Annotated in this window: 18 protein-coding genes; 4 read left to right on the forward strand and 14 right to left on the reverse strand. The window is 70.5% G+C overall.

Going from position 1 to position 17415, the window contains the following annotated elements:
• Positions 1-103: 103 nt before the first annotated feature.
• From nusB to aroB, 4 genes are all read right to left on the reverse strand, one after another.
• Positions 104-538 (reverse strand): transcription antitermination factor NusB, encoded by a 435-nt coding sequence (nusB, locus tag QLQ12_RS33795; protein WP_282764786.1) that lies wholly within the window; start codon positions 536-538, stop codon positions 104-106.
• Positions 538-1095 carry an elongation factor P gene (efp, locus tag QLQ12_RS33800; RefSeq protein ID WP_282764787.1) on the reverse strand — a complete coding sequence of 186 codons (558 nt, stop codon included), beginning with the start codon at positions 1093-1095 and terminating at the stop codon, positions 538-540. The genes nusB and efp overlap by 1 nt, the downstream gene beginning before the upstream one ends.
• 75 nt (positions 1096-1170) lie before the next feature.
• On the reverse strand, positions 1171-1590 hold the full coding sequence (aroQ, locus tag QLQ12_RS33805) for a type II 3-dehydroquinate dehydratase (protein WP_282764788.1): 420 nt from the start codon (positions 1588-1590) through the stop codon (positions 1171-1173).
• Positions 1587-2687: a 3-dehydroquinate synthase gene (gene aroB, locus QLQ12_RS33810; protein WP_282764837.1), complete on the reverse strand. Its 1101-nt coding sequence runs from the start codon at positions 2685-2687 to the stop codon at positions 1587-1589. Before aroB ends, aroQ begins: the two co-directional genes overlap by 4 nt.
• 73 nt (positions 2688-2760) lie before the next feature.
• Here aroB and QLQ12_RS33815 point away from each other — a divergent pair, with 73 nt between their 5' ends.
• Positions 2761-3474: a Clp protease N-terminal domain-containing protein gene (locus QLQ12_RS33815; protein ID WP_282764789.1), complete on the forward strand. Its 714-nt coding sequence runs from the start codon at positions 2761-2763 to the stop codon at positions 3472-3474.
• Positions 3475-3549: 75 nt separating this feature from the next.
• A complete protein-coding gene (locus QLQ12_RS33820; RefSeq protein WP_282764791.1) occupies positions 3550-4353 on the forward strand; it encodes a polysaccharide deacetylase family protein in 804 nt (267 codons plus the stop codon).
• On the opposite strand, the gene QLQ12_RS33825 is transcribed toward QLQ12_RS33820, so the two are convergent.
• Positions 4354-4854, reverse strand: coding sequence for a shikimate kinase (locus tag QLQ12_RS33825; protein ID WP_282764792.1), 501 nt, complete (start codon positions 4852-4854; stop codon positions 4354-4356).
• Positions 4854-6032: a chorismate synthase gene (gene aroC, locus QLQ12_RS33830; RefSeq protein WP_282764793.1), complete on the reverse strand. Its 1179-nt coding sequence runs from the start codon at positions 6030-6032 to the stop codon at positions 4854-4856. The genes QLQ12_RS33825 and aroC overlap by 1 nt, the downstream gene beginning before the upstream one ends.
• Before the next feature lie 133 nt (positions 6033-6165).
• On the opposite strand from aroC, the gene QLQ12_RS33835 reads away from it, so the two are divergent.
• Positions 6166-7389, forward strand: coding sequence for a multidrug effflux MFS transporter (locus tag QLQ12_RS33835; RefSeq protein ID WP_282764794.1), 1224 nt, complete (start codon positions 6166-6168; stop codon positions 7387-7389).
• Here QLQ12_RS33835 and QLQ12_RS33840 read toward each other — a convergent pair whose 3' ends face one another.
• The 8 genes from QLQ12_RS33840 to QLQ12_RS33875 all read right to left on the reverse strand — a co-directional run bounded on the left by QLQ12_RS33840 (position 7390) and on the right by QLQ12_RS33875 (position 16253).
• Positions 7390-8253 carry a shikimate dehydrogenase gene (locus tag QLQ12_RS33840; RefSeq protein WP_407651660.1) on the reverse strand — a complete coding sequence of 288 codons (864 nt, stop codon included), beginning with the start codon at positions 8251-8253 and terminating at the stop codon, positions 7390-7392.
• Positions 8254-8427: 174 nt separating this feature from the next.
• Positions 8428-9609 (reverse strand): endolytic transglycosylase MltG, encoded by a 1182-nt coding sequence (gene mltG, locus QLQ12_RS33845; protein WP_282764796.1) that lies wholly within the window; start codon positions 9607-9609, stop codon positions 8428-8430.
• A gap of 228 nt (positions 9610-9837) precedes the next feature.
• Positions 9838-11016 (reverse strand): endolytic transglycosylase MltG, encoded by a 1179-nt coding sequence (gene mltG, locus QLQ12_RS33850; protein WP_282764797.1) that lies wholly within the window; start codon positions 11014-11016, stop codon positions 9838-9840.
• A 13-nt stretch (positions 11017-11029) separates the two neighbouring features.
• Positions 11030-11491: a Holliday junction resolvase RuvX gene (gene ruvX, locus QLQ12_RS33855; protein WP_282764798.1), complete on the reverse strand. Its 462-nt coding sequence runs from the start codon at positions 11489-11491 to the stop codon at positions 11030-11032.
• Between the two features lie 289 nt (positions 11492-11780).
• Positions 11781-14462, reverse strand: coding sequence for an alanine--tRNA ligase (alaS, locus tag QLQ12_RS33860; protein WP_282764799.1), 2682 nt, complete (start codon positions 14460-14462; stop codon positions 11781-11783).
• A complete protein-coding gene (locus QLQ12_RS33865; protein ID WP_282764800.1) occupies positions 14459-14749 on the reverse strand; it encodes a hypothetical protein in 291 nt (96 codons plus the stop codon). The genes alaS and QLQ12_RS33865 overlap by 4 nt, the downstream gene beginning before the upstream one ends.
• A gap of 24 nt (positions 14750-14773) precedes the next feature.
• Entirely contained in the window at positions 14774-15223 is a 450-nt protein-coding gene (locus tag QLQ12_RS33870) for a DUF948 domain-containing protein (RefSeq protein WP_282764801.1), read from the reverse strand.
• 79 nt (positions 15224-15302) lie between these two features.
• Complete coding sequence (locus tag QLQ12_RS33875) at positions 15303-16253, reverse strand: hypothetical protein (RefSeq protein WP_282764802.1); 951 nt, start codon at positions 16251-16253, stop codon at positions 15303-15305.
• Between the two features lie 387 nt (positions 16254-16640).
• Between QLQ12_RS33875 and QLQ12_RS33880 the strand changes: the two genes are divergently transcribed.
• On the forward strand, positions 16641-17396 hold the full coding sequence (locus QLQ12_RS33880) for a hypothetical protein (RefSeq protein WP_282764803.1): 756 nt from the start codon (positions 16641-16643) through the stop codon (positions 17394-17396).
• Positions 17397-17415 lie beyond the last annotated feature (19 nt).

The following is a 17415-nucleotide window of genomic DNA, read 5'->3' on the forward strand; positions in this document are numbered from 1 at the left end:
GACTTCCCCGTGCGCGGCGCACCCGAACTCCGCAAGATTGCGGGCGCATGGGGGTGGGGGATGCTTAGCGGACTGGACGGAGTCCGGGCCGCTAAGCATCATCTCAACGAGTGGCGAATGCCGCGATCCGGTCCAGAAGCCCGTTCAGGAAACGCGGGCTGTCGTCCGTCGACATCTCCTTCGCCAACTCGACCGCCTCGGTGATCGCCACCGGGTCGTCCACCTCGGGCACGTAGATCAGCTCGTAAACGGCGATCCGGGCCAGGTTGCGGTCGACAGCGGGCATCCGGTCGATCGTCCAGCCCTCGGCGTAGCTCGCGATCAGCTCGTCGATGCGGTCGAGGTGCTGCGCGACGCCCTCGATGAGCGTCTTCGAGTACTCCAGGTGCTCGGGGTGCGGCCTGGCGATCCGCTCCAGGTAGGTGAGCAGCACCTGGTTGGGCGACAGGTCACGCAGGTCGGCCTCGAAAAGGACGTCCAGCGCTCGCTTGCGGGCCTTGCGACGCGCGAGCCGTTCCTTCTTGGGACCTTCCGCCATCAGCTGCGGCCGAGGTAGCGGCCGTCGCGGGTGTCGACCTTGATCTTCTCACCGGTGGTGATGAAGAGCGGGACGTTGACGGTCGCGCCGGTCTCGACCGTGGCCGGCTTGGTGCCACCGGTGGAGCGGTCACCCTGCAGGCCCGGCTCGGTGTAGGTGACCTCGAGGAACACGCTGGTCGGCAGCTCGATGTAGAGCGGCACACCCTCGTGCAGCGCGACGGTCGCCTCAGCCTCGCCCAGCAGGTAGTTGGCGTTCTCTCCGACGGTGCCGCCGGGAACGTGGATCTGGTCGAAGGTGTCCAGGTCCATGAAGACGTAGTCGTCTCCGTCCTGGTACAGGTACTGCATCGTGCGCTTGTCCACGGTCGCGGTCTCGACCTTGGTGCCGGCGTTGAAGGTCTTGTCCACCACCTTGCCGGAGAGCACGTGCTTCAGCGTGGTCCGCACGAAGGCCGGACCCTTGCCCGGCTTGACGTGCTGGAACTCCACGACGGCCCACAGCTCGCCGTCGAGGTTGAGCACCAGGCCGTTCTTCAGGTCGTTGGTGGAAGCCATGTCCTGCCTTGATCTTGATACGTATCGGTGACCGAACCACTCTACCGACGCGGAGGCACCCGGAGCGAATCGGGCCTACCGTGCGATGTGCTCCAGTGCCAGGCGATATCCGTCGAATCCGAGACCCGCGATCACCCCGGTGGCGACCGGGGAGATCACCGAATGGTGCCGGAACTCCTCACGTTTGTGGACGTTGGAGATGTGCACCTCGACGAGCTTGCCGCGGAGCATCGCGCAGGCGTCCCGGACGGCGTAGTTGTAGTGCGTCCAGGCGCCGGGGTTCAGCACCACGTCAGCGCCCTCGTCGGCGGCCTGGTAGAGCCACTCCAGCATCTCGTGCTCGGCGTTCGTCTGACGGACCTCGACGGTCAGGCCCAGGTCCTCGGCCACGGTCTGGCACACCTCGACCAGGTCCTGGTACGTCGCCGAGCCGTACACCGCCGGCTCACGCAAGCCCAGCCGGCCCAGGTTCGGCCCGTTCAGCACGTAGATCATCGGGCCACCGCCGCGTACGCCTCACGCAGCAGGCCGTCGTCCGGCCCGGCCAGGATGCCCGGCTTCGCCAGGCCGTCCAGGACCACGAACCGCAACGTCGCGGCCCGCGCCTTCTTGTCGACGCGCATGGCCGGCAGCAGGTCGGTCCAGGCCTGTTCGTCGTACGCCGTGGGCAGCCCCAGAGACTCCAGGACGGTCCGGTGGCGCGCGGCGGTCGCGGCGTCCAGCCGCCCGGTGAGCCGGCCGAGCTCGGCGGCGAAGATCATGCCCACCGCGACGGCGTGCCCGTGCTTCCAGGTGTACTTCTCGCGTCGCTCGATCGCGTGAGCCAGCGTGTGCCCGTAGTTGAGGATCTCCCGCAGCCCGGACTCCTTGAGGTCGACGCCGACCACGTGCGCCTTCACCCGGATCTTGCGCTCGACCAGCTCACGCAGCACGTCACCGCGCGGGTCCAGGGCCCGCGCCGGATCGGCCTCGATCAGCTCCAGGATCCGCGGGTCGGCGATGAACCCGCCCTTGACCACCTCGGCCAGCCCGGCCGCGAGGTCCTCGGCGGGCAGCGTGTCGAGCGCGTCCAGGTCGCAGAGCACACCGGCGGGCGGGTGGAAGGCGCCGACCAGGTTCTTGCCGGCGGCGATGTTGACCGCGGTCTTGCCACCCACGGCGGCGTCGACCATGCCGGCCACCGACGTCGACACCGGCACCCACCGGACCCCGCGCAACCAGGCCGCCGCCACGTAGCCGGCGAGGTCGGTTGTCGCTCCCCCGCCGACGCCCACGACCACGTCCGTACGGGTGAAGCCCGCGGCCCCGAGCTCGTCCCAGCACCGGGCCGCGACCTCGATCGACTTGCCCCGCTCCGCGTCGGGCACCTCGATCGGCACGACGGTGCCGACCCCGGCCGCCTTCGCGATCGCCTCCGCGCGTTCCCGCAGCGTCGGCGGGTACAGCACGGCCACCCGCGCCGCCCCCTCGATCATCGCCGGCAGTTCGGCCGCCAGCCCTCGACCCACGACCACGTCATATGGACGGTCACCCGTCACCGGAATCCGCGTCACCACGCGGTACACCCTAGGGGCAGGCGGCGGCGGGGCCATGACCCCACGGCCACGTTCCACTCCTCGGATATAGGGTTATATAGAGATGACCCCATGGGGGTTATGTTGAGGCATGCCGAAAATCAACGTGTACCTCCCGGACGACCTCGCCGACGCTGTCCGGGAGACCGGCCTGCCCGTCTCGCCGATCTGCCAGCGCGCTCTGGAGCAGGCGGTCCGCCGCATCACCACGATCCGGCAGGCCGTTCTCAGCGACATCGACCCGGCCTGGCCGGCCGAGCGGCTGCCCAGCTTCACCGCGCGCCTGATCGCCGCGCTCAACCTCGCCGCCTCCCGCGCCCGGGAGGCCGGAGCCGCCTCGGTGACCACCGGCGACCTGCTGCACGGGCTCCTCACCGAGGGCAACAACCTGGGTTTGCAGATCCTCAGCGCGATGGACGTCGCCCCCGAGTCGCTGACCGCCCCGTCCACCTCCGAGACGCCGGCCGCGCCCGGCGGGCTGCGTTTCAGCGCCGCGGCGGCCGTGGCCCTGGAGCTCAGCGTCGGTGAGGCGATCGGCTTCGGCCACAACTACGTCGGCTGCGAGCACCTCCTCATCGGCCTCGCCGCCGAGCCTGACGGCGCCGCGGGCGACCTGCTCCGGTCCCGCGCCGTCGACGGCAAAGCCGCCCGGCGCACCGTCGCCGCCGCCGTCGCCGGATACGCGCACCTGCGCGCCACCACCGCCGACCCGGCCGCCACTCCCCCGGCCCTGCTGAACGCGCTCCGCGCCGAACTGGCCCCGCTCGTCCAGCGCATCGAGAGGCTGGAGGGCCGGATGAACTGAACCGGACTGATCGGGCGTACCGGGTTTTGCTCCAGCCCGATAGTCTCTCTGTCCGAAGCGGGGGGATCGTTGTCCATGGGAATGAACCGGCGTGCCGCCATGCGAGCGGCGCTGCTCACCACCGGCGGCGCCGCCCTGGGCGCGGCCGGCATGGGTCTGCTGCCACGGGCGTTCGGCTGGGACCGGCCACCGCTCAGCGGCGGATACGCCGCCGCGGCGGACGCGCCCGACGAACTGCGCACCCCCGGCCTCGCCATCCGCTACTACGTGGAGACCACCGAGCCGGTGGTGGCGTTCACCTTCGACGACGGCCCCGGCCCGAACTGGACGCCGATGGTGCTCGACGCCCTGGACCAGGCGGCCGTGCCGGCCACGTTCTTCATGGTGGGCCGCAACCTCGAAGCGCATGCCGATCTCGTTCGCGACCGGATGGGCCGCCACGAGATCGGCAACCACTCGTGGTCGCACGACGACCTCGCCACGCTGGACCGGGCCGGCGTGATGGACGAGCTGTCCCGCACCCACGACATGATCAAGGCCGTGTTCGGCCGCCAGGCGACCCTGCTACGCCCGCCGTACGGGCATCTCGGCGGGTCCACCGTGCTGGCCGCGGACTATATCGGCTACGACATCGTGCTGTGGTCGCACCTGATGCGGGAGCTGCACTTCCAGAGCGACCCCGACGGTCAGATCCGTGACATCGTCGACAACGTCCGCCCGGGGTCGATCATCCTGGCGCACGACGTCGGCAAGGAGCACCGTCTCGTCTCGCTGCGCGGCCTCGCCGCCATGTTCGCCGGCCTGAAGGCGCGCGGCTTCCGCTTCGCCACCGTGTCGGAGCTGGTGGCCCTGCAGAAAGCGCCGCAGGCAGCCGCCTGATCAGCGCAGCAGGCCGAGCACCTCGGCGGCGACGTCGGCCTCGTCGCGGCCGTCGGTGGCGACCGAATGGGTGGCCACCTCCAGATAGAGTGGCCGCCGCTGGTCGAGCAGGTATTTCAGGGTGGCCCGCGGGTTCATCGCCAGCAACGGCCGGCCGGCGCCCAGGCCGACCCGCTTGATCGCGTCGGTCAGCTCGACCGACAGGAAGACGACCGTGTGCCCGGCGAGCAGCTTGCGGGTGCCCTCGTCGAGGATGGCGCCGCCACCGAGGGCGAGGACCCCGTCGTACGTCTCCAGGGACTCGGCGACCACCTGGCGCTCCATGGCGCGGAACGCCGGCTCGCCGTCGTCGACGAAGATCTCCGGGATCGGCTTCCCGGCCCGCTCCTCGATGATCGAGTCGGTGTCGGCGAACGGCACGCCCAGCGCCGCGGCGACGGCCGCGCCGACGGTGGTCTTGCCGGCGCCCATCACGCCGACGAAGACCGCGACCGGAGCCATCAGTGGATGATCAGGTTGTCGAGGTACGACGCGAGGTTGCGGCGGATCTCGGCGACCGAGTCACCGCCGAACTTCTCGGTCGCGGCCTCGGCCAGCACCAGGGCGACCATCGCCTCCGCGACGACCGCGCCGGCCGGGACCGCGCAGACGTCGGAACGCTGGTTGATCGCGGTGGCCGGCTCGCCGGTGACGATGTCGACGGTCTGCAGCGCCCGGTTCAGCGAGGAGATCGGCTTGAGCGCGGCGCGGACCCGCAGCGGCTCCCCGTTGGTGATGCCGCCCTCCAGGCCGCCGGCCCGGTCGGTGATCCGCTTCACGCCGTCCGGAGTGGGGACGATCTCGTCGTGCGCGACCGAGCCCCGCGAGCGGGCCTGGGTGAACCCGTCGCCGATCTCGACGCCCTTGACCGACTGGATCGACATCAGGGCGGTGGCGAGGCGGGCGTCGAGTTTGCGGTCCCACTGCACGTGCGAGCCGAGGCCCGGCGGGACGTTGTAGGCGAGGACCTCGACGATGCCGCCGAGGGTGTCCGCGTCCTGCTTGGCGGCGTCGACCTCGGCCACCATGCGGGCGCTGGCCTCCGGGTCGAGGCAGCGCAGCGGGTCTTCGTCGATCCGGTCGAAGTCGTCGGGCGTGGGGATCACGCCGGGTTTCGCGGCGACCGAGCCGAGCTCGATGACGTGCGAGACGATGTCGATGCCGAGCGCCTGCTTGATCAGCTTCTTCGCGACGACGCCGACGGCGACGCGGGCCGCGGTCTCCCGGGCGCTGGCGCGCTCCAGGATCGGGCGGGCGTCGGTGTGCCCGTACTTCTGCATGCCGGCCAGGTCGGCGTGACCGGGGCGGGGGCGGGTCAGCGGGGCGTTGCGGGCCTGCGCGGCCAACTCCTCCGGGTCCACCGGGTCGGCCGCCATGACGGTCTCCCATTTGGGCCACTCGCTGTTGCCGACCCGGATCGCCACCGGCGAGCCCAGGGTCACCCCGTGCCGGACGCCACCGATGAGCTCGAGCTCGTCCTGCTCGAACTTCATCCGGGCGCCGCGGCCGTAGCCCAGGCGGCGGCGTACGAGGTCACGGGTGATGTCCGCGCTCGTCACCTCGACGCCGGCGGGAACACCCTCCAGCAGCGCGACGAGCGCCGGTCCGTGCGATTCACCTGCAGTCAGCCAGCGCAACACCGCAACAGTCTGGCACGGCGCCGGGACGGTGCGGCACCAGGCCGTCCGCATCCCGCCTTCCGGACACCCGGAGGGCGGAGTCGCTGGTCACACCGCGGCGTCAACGTCACCGACGCGAAGTACGTTCACGCTCGTGAGCTCAGCAGCCCCCGTCCAGCGCCAGTCCGGTCCGGTCGCGTCCGGGCCACCCCGCCGGGCACTCCTGGTCGTCATCCTCGGGCTGGTCACCGCGATCGGGCCACTGTCGCTCGACATGTACCTTCCAGCGCTGCCGGAGATGGCCCGTGACCTGGAGGTCTCCGCCTCCGAGGTGCAGTTGTCGCTCACCTCGTGCCTGGTCGGCATGGCGCTGGGCCAGCTCTTTTTCGGTCCCCTGTCGGATCGGTGGGGACGGCGCCGGCCCTTGGTGATCGGGCTTGCGGCGTACGCCGTCATCTCGTTCCTGATCGCCCTGGCGCCCTCGGCGCCGGTCCTGACCGGCCTGCGCCTCCTGCAGGGTCTCGCCGGCGGCGTGGGCGTGGTGATCGCCCGGGCGGTCGTCCGCGACGTCAGCTCGGGCGTGGCGGCGGCGAAACTGTTCAGTAGCCTGACGCTGATCTTCGGTCTGGCGCCGATCGCCGCGCCCAGCCTGGGCAGCGCGGTGCTGCGGCTGACCTCGTGGCACGGCGTCTTCGTCGCGCTCGGCATCATCGCCGTGCTGCTGACGCTGCTGGTCGCGGTCGGCCTGCCGGAGACGCTGCCGCCCCGGCGGCGCAGCGCGGGCGGGCTGGCGGCGATGACCGGCACGGCGCGGTCGATCTTCACCGACCGCGTCTTCGTGGGGTACGCCCTGGCGCAGTCCTTCACGTTCGCCGCGCTCTTCGCCTACATCTCGGGTTCGGCGTTCGCGCTGCAGGACGGCTACGGGCTCTCCCCGGCGGGCTACAGCCTGCTTTTCGGAGCGAACGCCATCGGCCTGATCATCCTCAGCCAGGCGAACAACTGGCTGCTCAACCGGTGGAGTCTGCGCCGGCTGTTCCATCTGGGCCTGGCCGTGCAGTCGGTGGCCGGCGTGCTGGCGCTGGCCGGCGCTCTGCTGGGCAGCCTGCCGGTGCTGGCGTCCGGACTGTTCCTGCTGGTCGGCGCGATCGGCGTGATCCAGCCGAACACGACGACGCTGGCTTTGGACCGCTATCCGGCGAACGCGGGTTCGGCGGCCGCGCTGCTCGGCGGCGCGCAGTCGGTGATCGCGGCGGCGGCCGCGCCGCTGGCCGGGCTGGGTGATCCCGGCCAGGGCGTGCCGATGAGTGTCGTGATCCTCGGGTTCGCGGTGGCGGCGGTGCTCGTCACCGTGGTCCTGACCCGCGGCGAGCGCTGATCAACGGTCGCGGACGGCCTCGTCGAGCGCCTTGCGCATGGCCTCCTCGGGGGCCGACGGCAGCCCGGTGAACTGCTCGAACTGGCTGAGCGCCTGGGCCAGCAGCAGGTCCAGACCGGAGAGGACCGGCACGTCGTGCTTCGCCGCGGAGGCGGCCAGCGGCGTCGGCCACGGGTCGTAGAGAGCGTCGAAGAACACGCTTCCGGGACGCCAGGACACCTGCTCGGCCAGGTGGTCGGCGGCGCCCTTCGGGACGGTGGAGATGATCGCGTCGGCGTCGAACGCTCCGGGCGCGCCGGACCACGCGACACCCTCCAGAGCGATGTCGAGGGCGACCGCGACCGGGTCGAGCTGCTCGCGGGCCTCGGGCCGGCGGGTGACCACCGTCACCTTCCGCGCGCCCAGCTGGGCGGCCGCCCCGAGGGCGGCACGGGCGGTGCCGCCACCACCGAGGACGGTGATCCGGGGTGGGTCGACTTTGGCGGCGTGCCGGCCGGTGCCGGCGCCGAGCCCGGCCTCACGCAGCACCCGCACCATGCCGACGACATCGGTGTTGTCCGCGTGCCAGGTGCCGTCGCTCTGGTGGACCAGGGTGTTGGCGCAGCCGACCGCGATCGCGAGCGGCGACGCGGAGGACGCCAGCCGCAGCGCGGTCTCCTTGAGCGGCATGGTCAGCGACAGGCCGGCCCACTCCGGGCCGAGGCCGGCGATGACATCGGGCAGCTCAGACTCGGCGCACTCGATCGCCGTGTAGGTCCAGTCGAGCAGGCCACTCGCGGCGAAGCCGGCGGTGTGGATGAAGGGCGAGAGCGAGTGCGCGATCGGCTTGCCGCACACCGCGGCCTTACGGGCTCTCTGTTCGATCACGCGACAACCATATAAGCGACCGGCGGCGGTGCCATCTCCCGGGAGGTGACACCGCCGCCGACGGCTCAGAGGATGCGCGGGTCCGAGCGGTTCCCGATGCCGGTGCGGGCAGATCTCGGTCCACCGGTCACCGGGACGACACCCGAATGGTCTTCACCATCGATGCCCGCCTCAGCAGTCGGACAGCGGGATTCCGTTGTCGCATGCCTTCTGCTTGTTCTTCTCGTGCTCCGCGTCGGTCGCGGCGAAAGCCGACCGGCCCTCCTTGTCGACCGCGACGAAGAACAGCCACGGCGCGTCCGGCGGCTTCATGGCGCCGGTCAGCGCCGCCCGGCCCGGACTGTTGATCGGCCCGACCGGCAGGCCCACCACCGTCTCCGAGTTGTACGGGTTCTTCGGGTCGTTCATCTCGGCCTCGGTGAGCTTGCCCGAGTGCTTGGCCTTCTTGCCGTTGAGTTCCAGCCAGTAGTTCGTCGTGACGTCGAACTGCAACGGCATCTTCTTCTTGTACGCCCGGTTGTAGGCGACCCGGGCGACCTTGGGCAGGTCTTCCGCGTTGCCCGCCTCGGCCTGGGCCAGCGACGCCACGATCAGCGCCTCGTACGGCGAGACCCGCACGTTGCGCTGCACCTCGTCGGCGAAGCTGACCTCGCCGGTGACGGTGAGGAAGCGGTCCACCATCGCCTTCAGGATCTGCGTCGCGTTCGCTTTCGGGTCGAACTCGTAGGTGTCCGGGAAGAGGAAACCCTCGGCGGACTTGGCGACCGCCTTGTTGTCGCCGCGGGTGAACCACCAGTCCGGCACGCCGAGAGCCGCCGGGTCCTTCGCCGCCGCCTCGAAGTCGGCCGCCGGAATGCCGGTGCCCTTGGCGAGCAGGTCGTACGTCTGCTTGGCGGTCTTGCCCTCGGGGATGGTCACGCCCTTGCTCAGCCGCGTGTTCGGGTCGAGCAGCTGGGTGACCGCGTGTTTCGCCGCCATCTGGCGGCGCAGCACATATGTCCCGGACTGGATGTTCTTGCTGCGCGGCTCGGCCTCGGTCGCCTCGACGAAGGCCTTGGTGCTCTTCACCACGTCGGCCTTGACGAGCTCGTTGCCGATCTCGGTGATCGAGGCGCTCTTCGGGATCGTCACCTCGACGGGGCCGGTGCCGAGGCCGTCGTAGTCGGCGGCGACGAAGAAGCCCGCGACCTTGGTGTAACCGAAGTACACTCCGCCGCCCAGCACAGCGAACAGCAGAAGCGTCAGGAACAGGGCGATCGCCGAGCGTCCGCGGCCCTTGCGGGCCCGGTCACCGCCCTTGGCGTCGCCCGGTTCGGCGTCCTCTTCGAACGCGACGTCCAGTTCGTCGATCATGTCGCTGCCTCCGCTACCCGTCCGACTCCGCGGGTCCTCTACCAGGTTCCCTGCGTCGACGACCTTGTGGCGGTCGAACACAGCGGCGCTGACGCGCACCATACCCACATCGATGGTCCTCCGCCCACCCTGGCCACGGTGCTCCTGTCACCGGACGACCCGGCGCCCTGCCTAACGCGGTGCGGCCGGATGGAGAAACTCCGTCCGAACGCACCACCCGCCAGGGGGTCACCCACAGATCGGAATACCGTTCTTACAGGCGATCTTCTTGTTGTCCTCATGATCGTCGTTGGTCACGCCGTACGCCGTCGTGCCCTTGTCGTCGATTGTCACGAAGAAGTAGAAGTTGCTCTTCGGCGGGTCCATCGCGCCCTTCAGCGCCACCTCACCGGGATTGCTGATCGGCCCGATCGCCATCCCCGGCACGTTGTACCGGTACGGGTTGTCCGGGTTGTGCAACTCGTCGGTCCGCAGCTTGTCGGAGGACTTCGCGCCCGCGCCGGTCAGCCGCAGCCAGTAGTTGACGGTGCTGTCCAACTGCAGGCACCCGCACGGGAAGTCGCCGTTGTACGCCCGGTTGTAGAGCACCCGGGCCACCGGGCCCATGTCCTCGTCGAGCAGCGCCTCGACCTGGGCGATCGAGGCCGCGACCAGAGCCTCGTACGGTGAGATGTTCTGGCTCTTGAGCTTGCTGTTCACCGTCTCGACGAACTTGAGCTTGTCCATCTCGGCGTTGAAGTTCTTGATGATCGGCTTGAGGATGTCCTCGGCGGTGGCCTTCTCCGGGATCTCATAGGTCGCCGGGTAGAGGAACCCCTCGATGTTCTTCTTGTCGACCTTCTTGCCGTCGTTGCGCTTGAACCACACCGCCGGCACACCGAGCGCCTGCGGGTCCTCGGCGGCCTTGTCGAAATCGGCGACCGGGATGCCGCTGGCCTTGGAGAGCGCCTCGAAGACCTGCATGTGGGTCCAGCCCTCGGGGATGGTCACCCGGTTGCCGGCCTTGTTCTTCAAGTCCAGCAGCATCAGCAGCGCGGCGCTGGCCTTCATCTCCTTGCGGACCTTGTACGATCCGACCTGGATGTCCTTGCTGTCGGTATTGTTCTTCGCGGCGCTCACGAACGCCTCGGGGCTCTTGACCACGCCCGCCTTGTGGAGGGTCTCGGCGATGGCGGAGGCGCTGTCACCCTTCTTGACCTCGACGACCACCTCGCCGGTACCGGGACCGTCGTAGTCGGCGGCCAGGAACATCCCGGAGAAACGCTGGTAGCCGTACCAGGCGCCCCCGCCGAGGACGCCGACCAGCAGCAGCACCATGACCACCGCGACGACGGTCCGCCCGCTGCCCTCCTTGCGGCGATGTCGCCATCGCCCGGGATCCGGGTTGCTCTCGTACCTGAGTTCCATGTCAGCGCTCAACTTAAATCTGCCTCCGCTGCGCGTTGAGCCAGCCCTGAAGGATCTCCACGGCGGCGGCCTGGTCCACGACCGCACGCTGACGCTTGCCCCGGACGCCGCGCTCGGCGAGCCGGCGGCTGGCCACCACCGTGGACATGCGCTCGTCGGTCAGCACGACCGGCACCGGAGCGATCACCGCGGCGAGCCGGTCCGCGTACGCGCGGACGTGGCCGGCCGCCACACCCTCACGCCCGTTGAGCGCCACCGGAAGCCCCACCACGACCTCGACGACCTCGAACTCGGCCGCCAGCCGCGCCAGCTCCGTCATGTCCTTCGGTGTGCCGTCGTCCCCGGTCTCCTGGTCCCGCGGCACGGTCGCCACCGGGCTGGCCAGAATCCCGTCGGGATCGCACCTGGCCACCCCGACGCGCACCTGGCCCACGTCCACCCCGAGGCGGACACCCCGAGCGAAGCGCTGAGTCACGCCATCACCCTGCGCAGCAGCAACACGCGCCTCCAGTCCCCGATTACGCAATGACGCGAAGAGTAGCGATCGATCGTCTCGATGATCGTCTGCCCGATCGCGCCCAAGAGCTTAGCCCCCTCGCTGGCCGGAGCGCCGCCACCCGGCACAAGGCCTAAAGTTCTGCTAAGGAATCCGCGACCTCTCCGGCAGCGTGTGATCACCCACCGTGATCCGAACGCGGAAGGCGTCCTGGGCCGCGGCCCAGGACGCCTTCGAAACTCTCAGCTGAATCTCAGCCAGGTGGATCTCACGCCTTGTCGGCGACCGCCTGCTCGATCGCGGTCAGCAGGCGCGGGGCCTCCGCCGCCGGGACGCCGCCACCCTGCGCCAGGTCGGCGTTGCCGCCGCCCCGGCCGGACAGCGCCGCCTTCACCAGGTCCTGCGCCGAGATGCCGCGGCTCTTCGCCGCGCCGTTGATCGCCACGATCAGCGACGCCTTGCCGTTCGCCCGGGAGGTCACCGCGACCACCGCCGGACGCGCCGCGTCGATCTTGCCGCGGACCTCCTGCGCCAGGGTGCGTACGTCGTTGCCGGCCGCACCCTCCGGCGCCTCGGTGCCCACGTACGCCACGCCGCGCACGTCCTTGGCGCCGGACGCCAGCGCCGCGGCCCCGCCGAGGACCATCTGCGCCCGCAGCTTCTCCAGCTCCTTCTCCGCGTCGCGCAGCGCCGTGACGGTCTGCTCGACCCGGTCGGCGACCTGCTCGCCGGGAACCCGGAACATGTCGGCCAGGCGGGACACCAACAGGTGCTCCTTGGCCAGGAAGCTGAACGCGTCCAGGCCGACCAGAGCCTCCACCCGGCGTACGCCGGAGCCGATCGACGCCTCGTTGAGGATCTTCACGAGGCCGAGCTGACCCGACCGCGCCACGTGGGTGCCACCGCACAGCTCACGGGCGTAGTCGCCGACCTCGACCACCCGGACCTCGTCGCCGTACTTCTCGCCGAACAGCGCCATCGCGCCCAGCCTGCGCGCCTCCTCCTGCGAGGTGACGAACGCGTTGACCTCCAGGTCGCGCAGCAGCACCTCGTTGATCTGCTGCTCGACGTCGAACAGCACCGACGGGCTGACCGCGCCCGGCGTGTGGAAGTCGAACCGCAACCGGCCCGGCGCGTTCAGCGAACCCGCCTGGGTCGCCGACTCGCCGAGGAAGTTACGCATCGTCTGGTGCACCAGGTGCGTCGCGGTGTGCGACCGGGAGATCGCCTTACGGCGGGTCACGTCGATCTCGGCCAGCGCCGTCTCGCCCGAGCGCACCTCGCCGCGGACGACCCGCGCCTTGTGCACGATCAGACCGGGCAGCGGCTGCTGCACGTCGACGATCTCCAGCCGGCCGCCGCCGACGTTGATCACGCCGGTGTCGGCCTGCTGGCCGCCGCCCTCCGCGTAGAACGGGGTGGTGTCCAGCACCAGCTCGACGAAGTCACCTTCGCCGGCCACCTCGATGCGGCCGGAGCCACCGATCAGCGCCCGGACCCGGGACTCCCGGGTGATCTCCTGGTAGCCGGTGAACTCGACCGGGCCGCCCGCGTCCAGCGCCGACCGGTACGCCGAGAGGTCCGCGTGGCCGGTCTTGCGCGCCGCCGCGTCCGCCTTCGCCCGGGCCCGCTGGTCCGCCATCAGCCGGCGGAAACCGTCCTGGTCGACCTGCAGACCCTGCTCCTGAGCGATCTCCAGGGTCAGGTCGATCGGGAAGCCATAGGTGTCGTGGAGCTGGAACGCCTTGTCACCGGAGAGCTTCTGGCCCCCGGACGACTTGGTCTCGGTGATCGCCGTGTCCAGGATCGTGGTGCCCGACTTCAGCGTGGAGAGGAACGCGTCCTCCTCCGCGTAGGCGTAGGTGGAGATGCGGCCGAACTCCTCCGCCAGCTCCGGGTACGACGGGGACATGCAGTCGCGCGCCAGCGGCAGCAGGATCGGCAGCGCCGGCTCCTGCCAGCCCAGCAGGCGGATCGACCGGATCGCCCGGCGCATGATCCGGCGCAGAACGTAACCGCGGCCCTCGTTCGACGGCACGATGCCGTCGCCGATCAGCATCAGCGCGGTCCGCACGTGGTCGGCGATCACGCGCAGGCGCACGTCGTCCGGGTGGCTCTCGGACGCGGCGTGGCCGGAGTGCGCCCCGTAGGACTTGCCGGTCATCTCCGCGGCGCGGGACAGCACCGGGCGGATCTCGTCGATCTCGTACATGTTGTCGACGCCCTGCAGGATCGACGCCATGCGCTCCAGGCCCATGCCGGTGTCGATGTTCTGCTTCGGCAGGTCACCGACGATCGTGAAGTCCTCCTTCGACTTCACGTCGGTGATCTCGTGCTGCATGAAGACCAGGTTCCAGAACTCCAGGAAGCGATCCTCGTCGGCCTCGGGGCCGCCGTCGGGCCCGTACGCCGGGCCGCGGTCGTAGTACAGCTCCGAACACGGGCCCGCCGGACCGGGAATGCCCATCGACCAGAAGTTGTCCTTCTTGCCCCGGCGCACGATCCGCTCGGCCGGCATGCCGGTCTGCTTCCAGATCTCGATCGCCTCGTCGTCGTCGAGGTAGACCGTCGCCCAGATCCGCTCCGGATCGAGGCCGAAACCGCCCTGCTCGACGGACTTGGTGATCAGCTCCCAGGCGAGCGGGATCGCGCCCGCCTTGAAGTAGTCACCGAACGAGAAGTTGCCGTTCATCTGGAAGAACGTGCCGTGCCGGGACGTCTTGCCGACCTCGTCGATGTCCGGCGTGCGGATGCACTTCTGCACGCTGACGGCACGCGAGTACGGCGCGGTCTGCTGACCGAGGAAGAAGGGGACGAACTGCACCATGCCGGCGTTGATGAACAGGAGGTTCGGGTCGTCGATAGCGGGCAGCGGGGCACTCGGGACAACCGTGTGCCCGTTCGCCTCGAAATGCGCCAGATAGCGCCGCTTGATCTCCGCCGTTTTCATCGGTTCTCCTCCTGCGAGCCGGGCCACGCGTCGTCACGCAGCTCGGCGAACTTGTCCTCGTACAGCTCCCCGGCGGCGAACGCCTCGTGGATCTGCTGCTCCCGCTCGGCCATGCCGTCGCGGACGTCTTCCACGAAGCTTCGCAGCGACTCCACGAGGCCGCCAGCGGATTCCGACAGCGAGGTGGCGATCCCGGTCGGGGTGAACTCATTGGCCTTCTGGTTGAGCTTGCGGACGACGAGGGCGCCGACGGCCAAGCCGACACCGAGCCATAGCAGGCGCTTCATGACGGCGGTTTACCTTTCCTCAGCTCAGCGGGCGGCCTTGCGGCGCTGCTTGATCGCGGCGCGAACCTCGCGCTCATCCTCGGCGGACCGGCGGGCGTTCGCGGCCTTGCGCAGGCCGTAGCCGAACGAAGCCACCTTGACCAGCGGATTCGCGGCGGCGGCCGACACGACGGTGACCAGGTTCGCGACGTTTGCGGTCACGTTCTGAGCGTGCTCCGTCATCGTGTCGACCTTGGCGAGTTGGACGTTCACTCCGTCCAAAGAGACCTGAACCTGGCCGAGCGCCGTGTTCACGTTCTCCACCGTGGTGTTGACGTTGGTGAGCAACGGACCGGTCCGGTCGACCAGGTCGTTGATCGCGTTGGTCGTGGCGTCGATGGTGCGCCCCAGCTTGAGGATCGGCACGGTCAGCACGAGGACGAGCATGAGGAAGGCGCCCGCCGCGACAAGACCTGCGATATCTCCGTCATTCATGTGGCGCGTTCTCCTATTCGGGTGGTCACCGGTCGGCGGGTCAACGAGCAGACCCTACCGTCCGTGACCACCGCACGCGTCACGACGCCTCGGGTGTCGGCTTCGTCTGCTGGAGAATGGAATCGTCCGTGCGCAGCACCGGGTTCGGCGTCTCTCCGATCGGGCCGGGCGCGGTGTCCTTCTTGCCCCGCTGATCAGCGATCGCGTTCCACACCTTGATGACGACCGTCGACCCCTGGCACGCGGCGGCGTCGGCCGGCTTCGGAGGCTCCGCGCCCGCCACCGGGTTCAACTCCGCCGCCACCTGGTCCACCGCACAATTCGGCAGGCCCACCGCCAGGTCCAATGTGAGCTCGTCACGGCTCCAGCAGCTGTAGGTGCCCTCCTCGGGACGAACCGGCATCTCCGGGCAGCCCTCGACCTTCCGCGGCGTCCAGCCCGCCTTGGTCAGCGCCTTCGTGTAGACGTCCGTCGTCTGCGCGAACGGCTGCCCCGAGTCGGCGGTCCGCTCCCGGAAACTGCACTCCAGCAGGCACAGGTTGCTGTTGCTCTTGAAATCCTTCTCATTGCCCGACGCCCAGGCCGGCACGTCCAGCGAGTCCAACGACGCGAAGACGGGATCACTGACCGTCGCCCGCACCGCGAAGAACGCCGGCAGTACCAGCAGCACCAGCGCGGCCAGCGACATCAGCGTGACCAGGCGGAGCTGCCGCTGCGTGCGCAACTTGCGGCGCAACTCGGCGCGCGCCCCGCGCAGGCCGCCCTCCGGGTCGGCGTCGTCCGCCTCCCCACCGGTCTCACCACGGCCGTCCTGCCGGGCTCGCGGTTCCCCGTCATCAAGACCATCCGAGGGTACGGCCGGAGCACCGCCCCGGGAACCCGCCCCGGCCTGGCCACTCGCCGCGCCGGCAGCGGCCGGGGAGACCGGGCCGGACGTGACCACGCCCCGTCCGGCGGCTGCCGAGCCCATCGGGCGGGCCGTCCCCGCGTCGGGGGCGACCGAAGCGCGGCCCGGGGTCGCGGCGCCCACGGCCACCGCGCCTGTCGCGCCTGTCCCATGGCCATTGTCAGGTCCGGATCCGGCCTGGCCCGGTACTGCCGCGCCGCCGCGTGCGGGACCCGGTCCACCGGATCCGCCCGGTCCGCGGGATCCGCCCGGTACTCCCGGTCCGCCGTGTCCGTCCGGTGTGTTGCCGGGTCCGGTCTGTTCATTGCCTCCATCGAACGCCGGGCCGGGCACCGCGGCGCCGCCCATCGCACGGGAATGCCCGTCCGGGGCGACTGCGGCTCGGCCCGGCGCCCCGGCCCCACCTGGGGCACGTGACGGGCCGTCCGGCACCGCAGCGCCGCCGATCGCACGCGAATAGCCGTCCGGCCCACTTCCGCCCGCAACAGCGGCGCCACCCACCGCACGGGAATGCCCGTCCTGATCCGGCCCGGCCCGGCCCGGCACGCCCGCGCCGCCTACGGCACGCGACTGACCGTCCGGCGTATTTCCACCCGCAACGGCAGCGCCACCCACCGCACGGCCGTGACCCTCCGGCCCAGTCCCGCCCGGCACCGCAGCGCCGCCCACCGCACGCGAATGGCCATCGGGCCCAGCCCCGCCACCCATCGGACGCGAGGCGCCGCCCGAGACGCCGCCTCCGGTCCGCGGCTGGCCGTCCGGACCTGGCCCGAACCGGCCCCGTGCACCGCCCGCACCCGCGGAGGGGCGACCGGGCAGACCCGACGGCTCCCCGTCCGGCTCAGCGCCGGCATGCCCAGGCGCCATGCCCATCGCGGTGGCCGGGTCACCGTCGGAACCCTGCACGCCACGACCCACGGCACCCGTCGCTCGAGACGGTCCGCCGCCCGGTCCGGCCGGGCCACGGCCGGGCAGACCCGACGGCCCGCCACCAGGACCGGCGGCGCGGCGACGCGGTCCACCGGCCGGTCCGGCGCCACCGGGACCGGCAGCACCGGGGCCGGCAACACCCGCAGACCCACCATCCGGGCCGCTCATCCCATGACGCGGTCCACCGGCCGGTTCGGCATCACCGGGACCGGCAACACCCCCGGGCCCACCGTCCGGACCACTCATCCCATGACGCGGACCACCAGCCGGTCCCGCACCACCCGAGCCGGCCAGGCCCGCAGGCCCACCATCCGGGGAGTTCGCCCCATGGCGTAGGTCACCGGTCGGACCGCTC

It is taken from the genome of Actinoplanes sandaracinus (assembly GCF_030009775.1).
GTDB classification, from domain to species: Bacteria; Actinomycetota; Actinomycetes; order Mycobacteriales; family Micromonosporaceae; genus Actinoplanes; species Actinoplanes sandaracinus.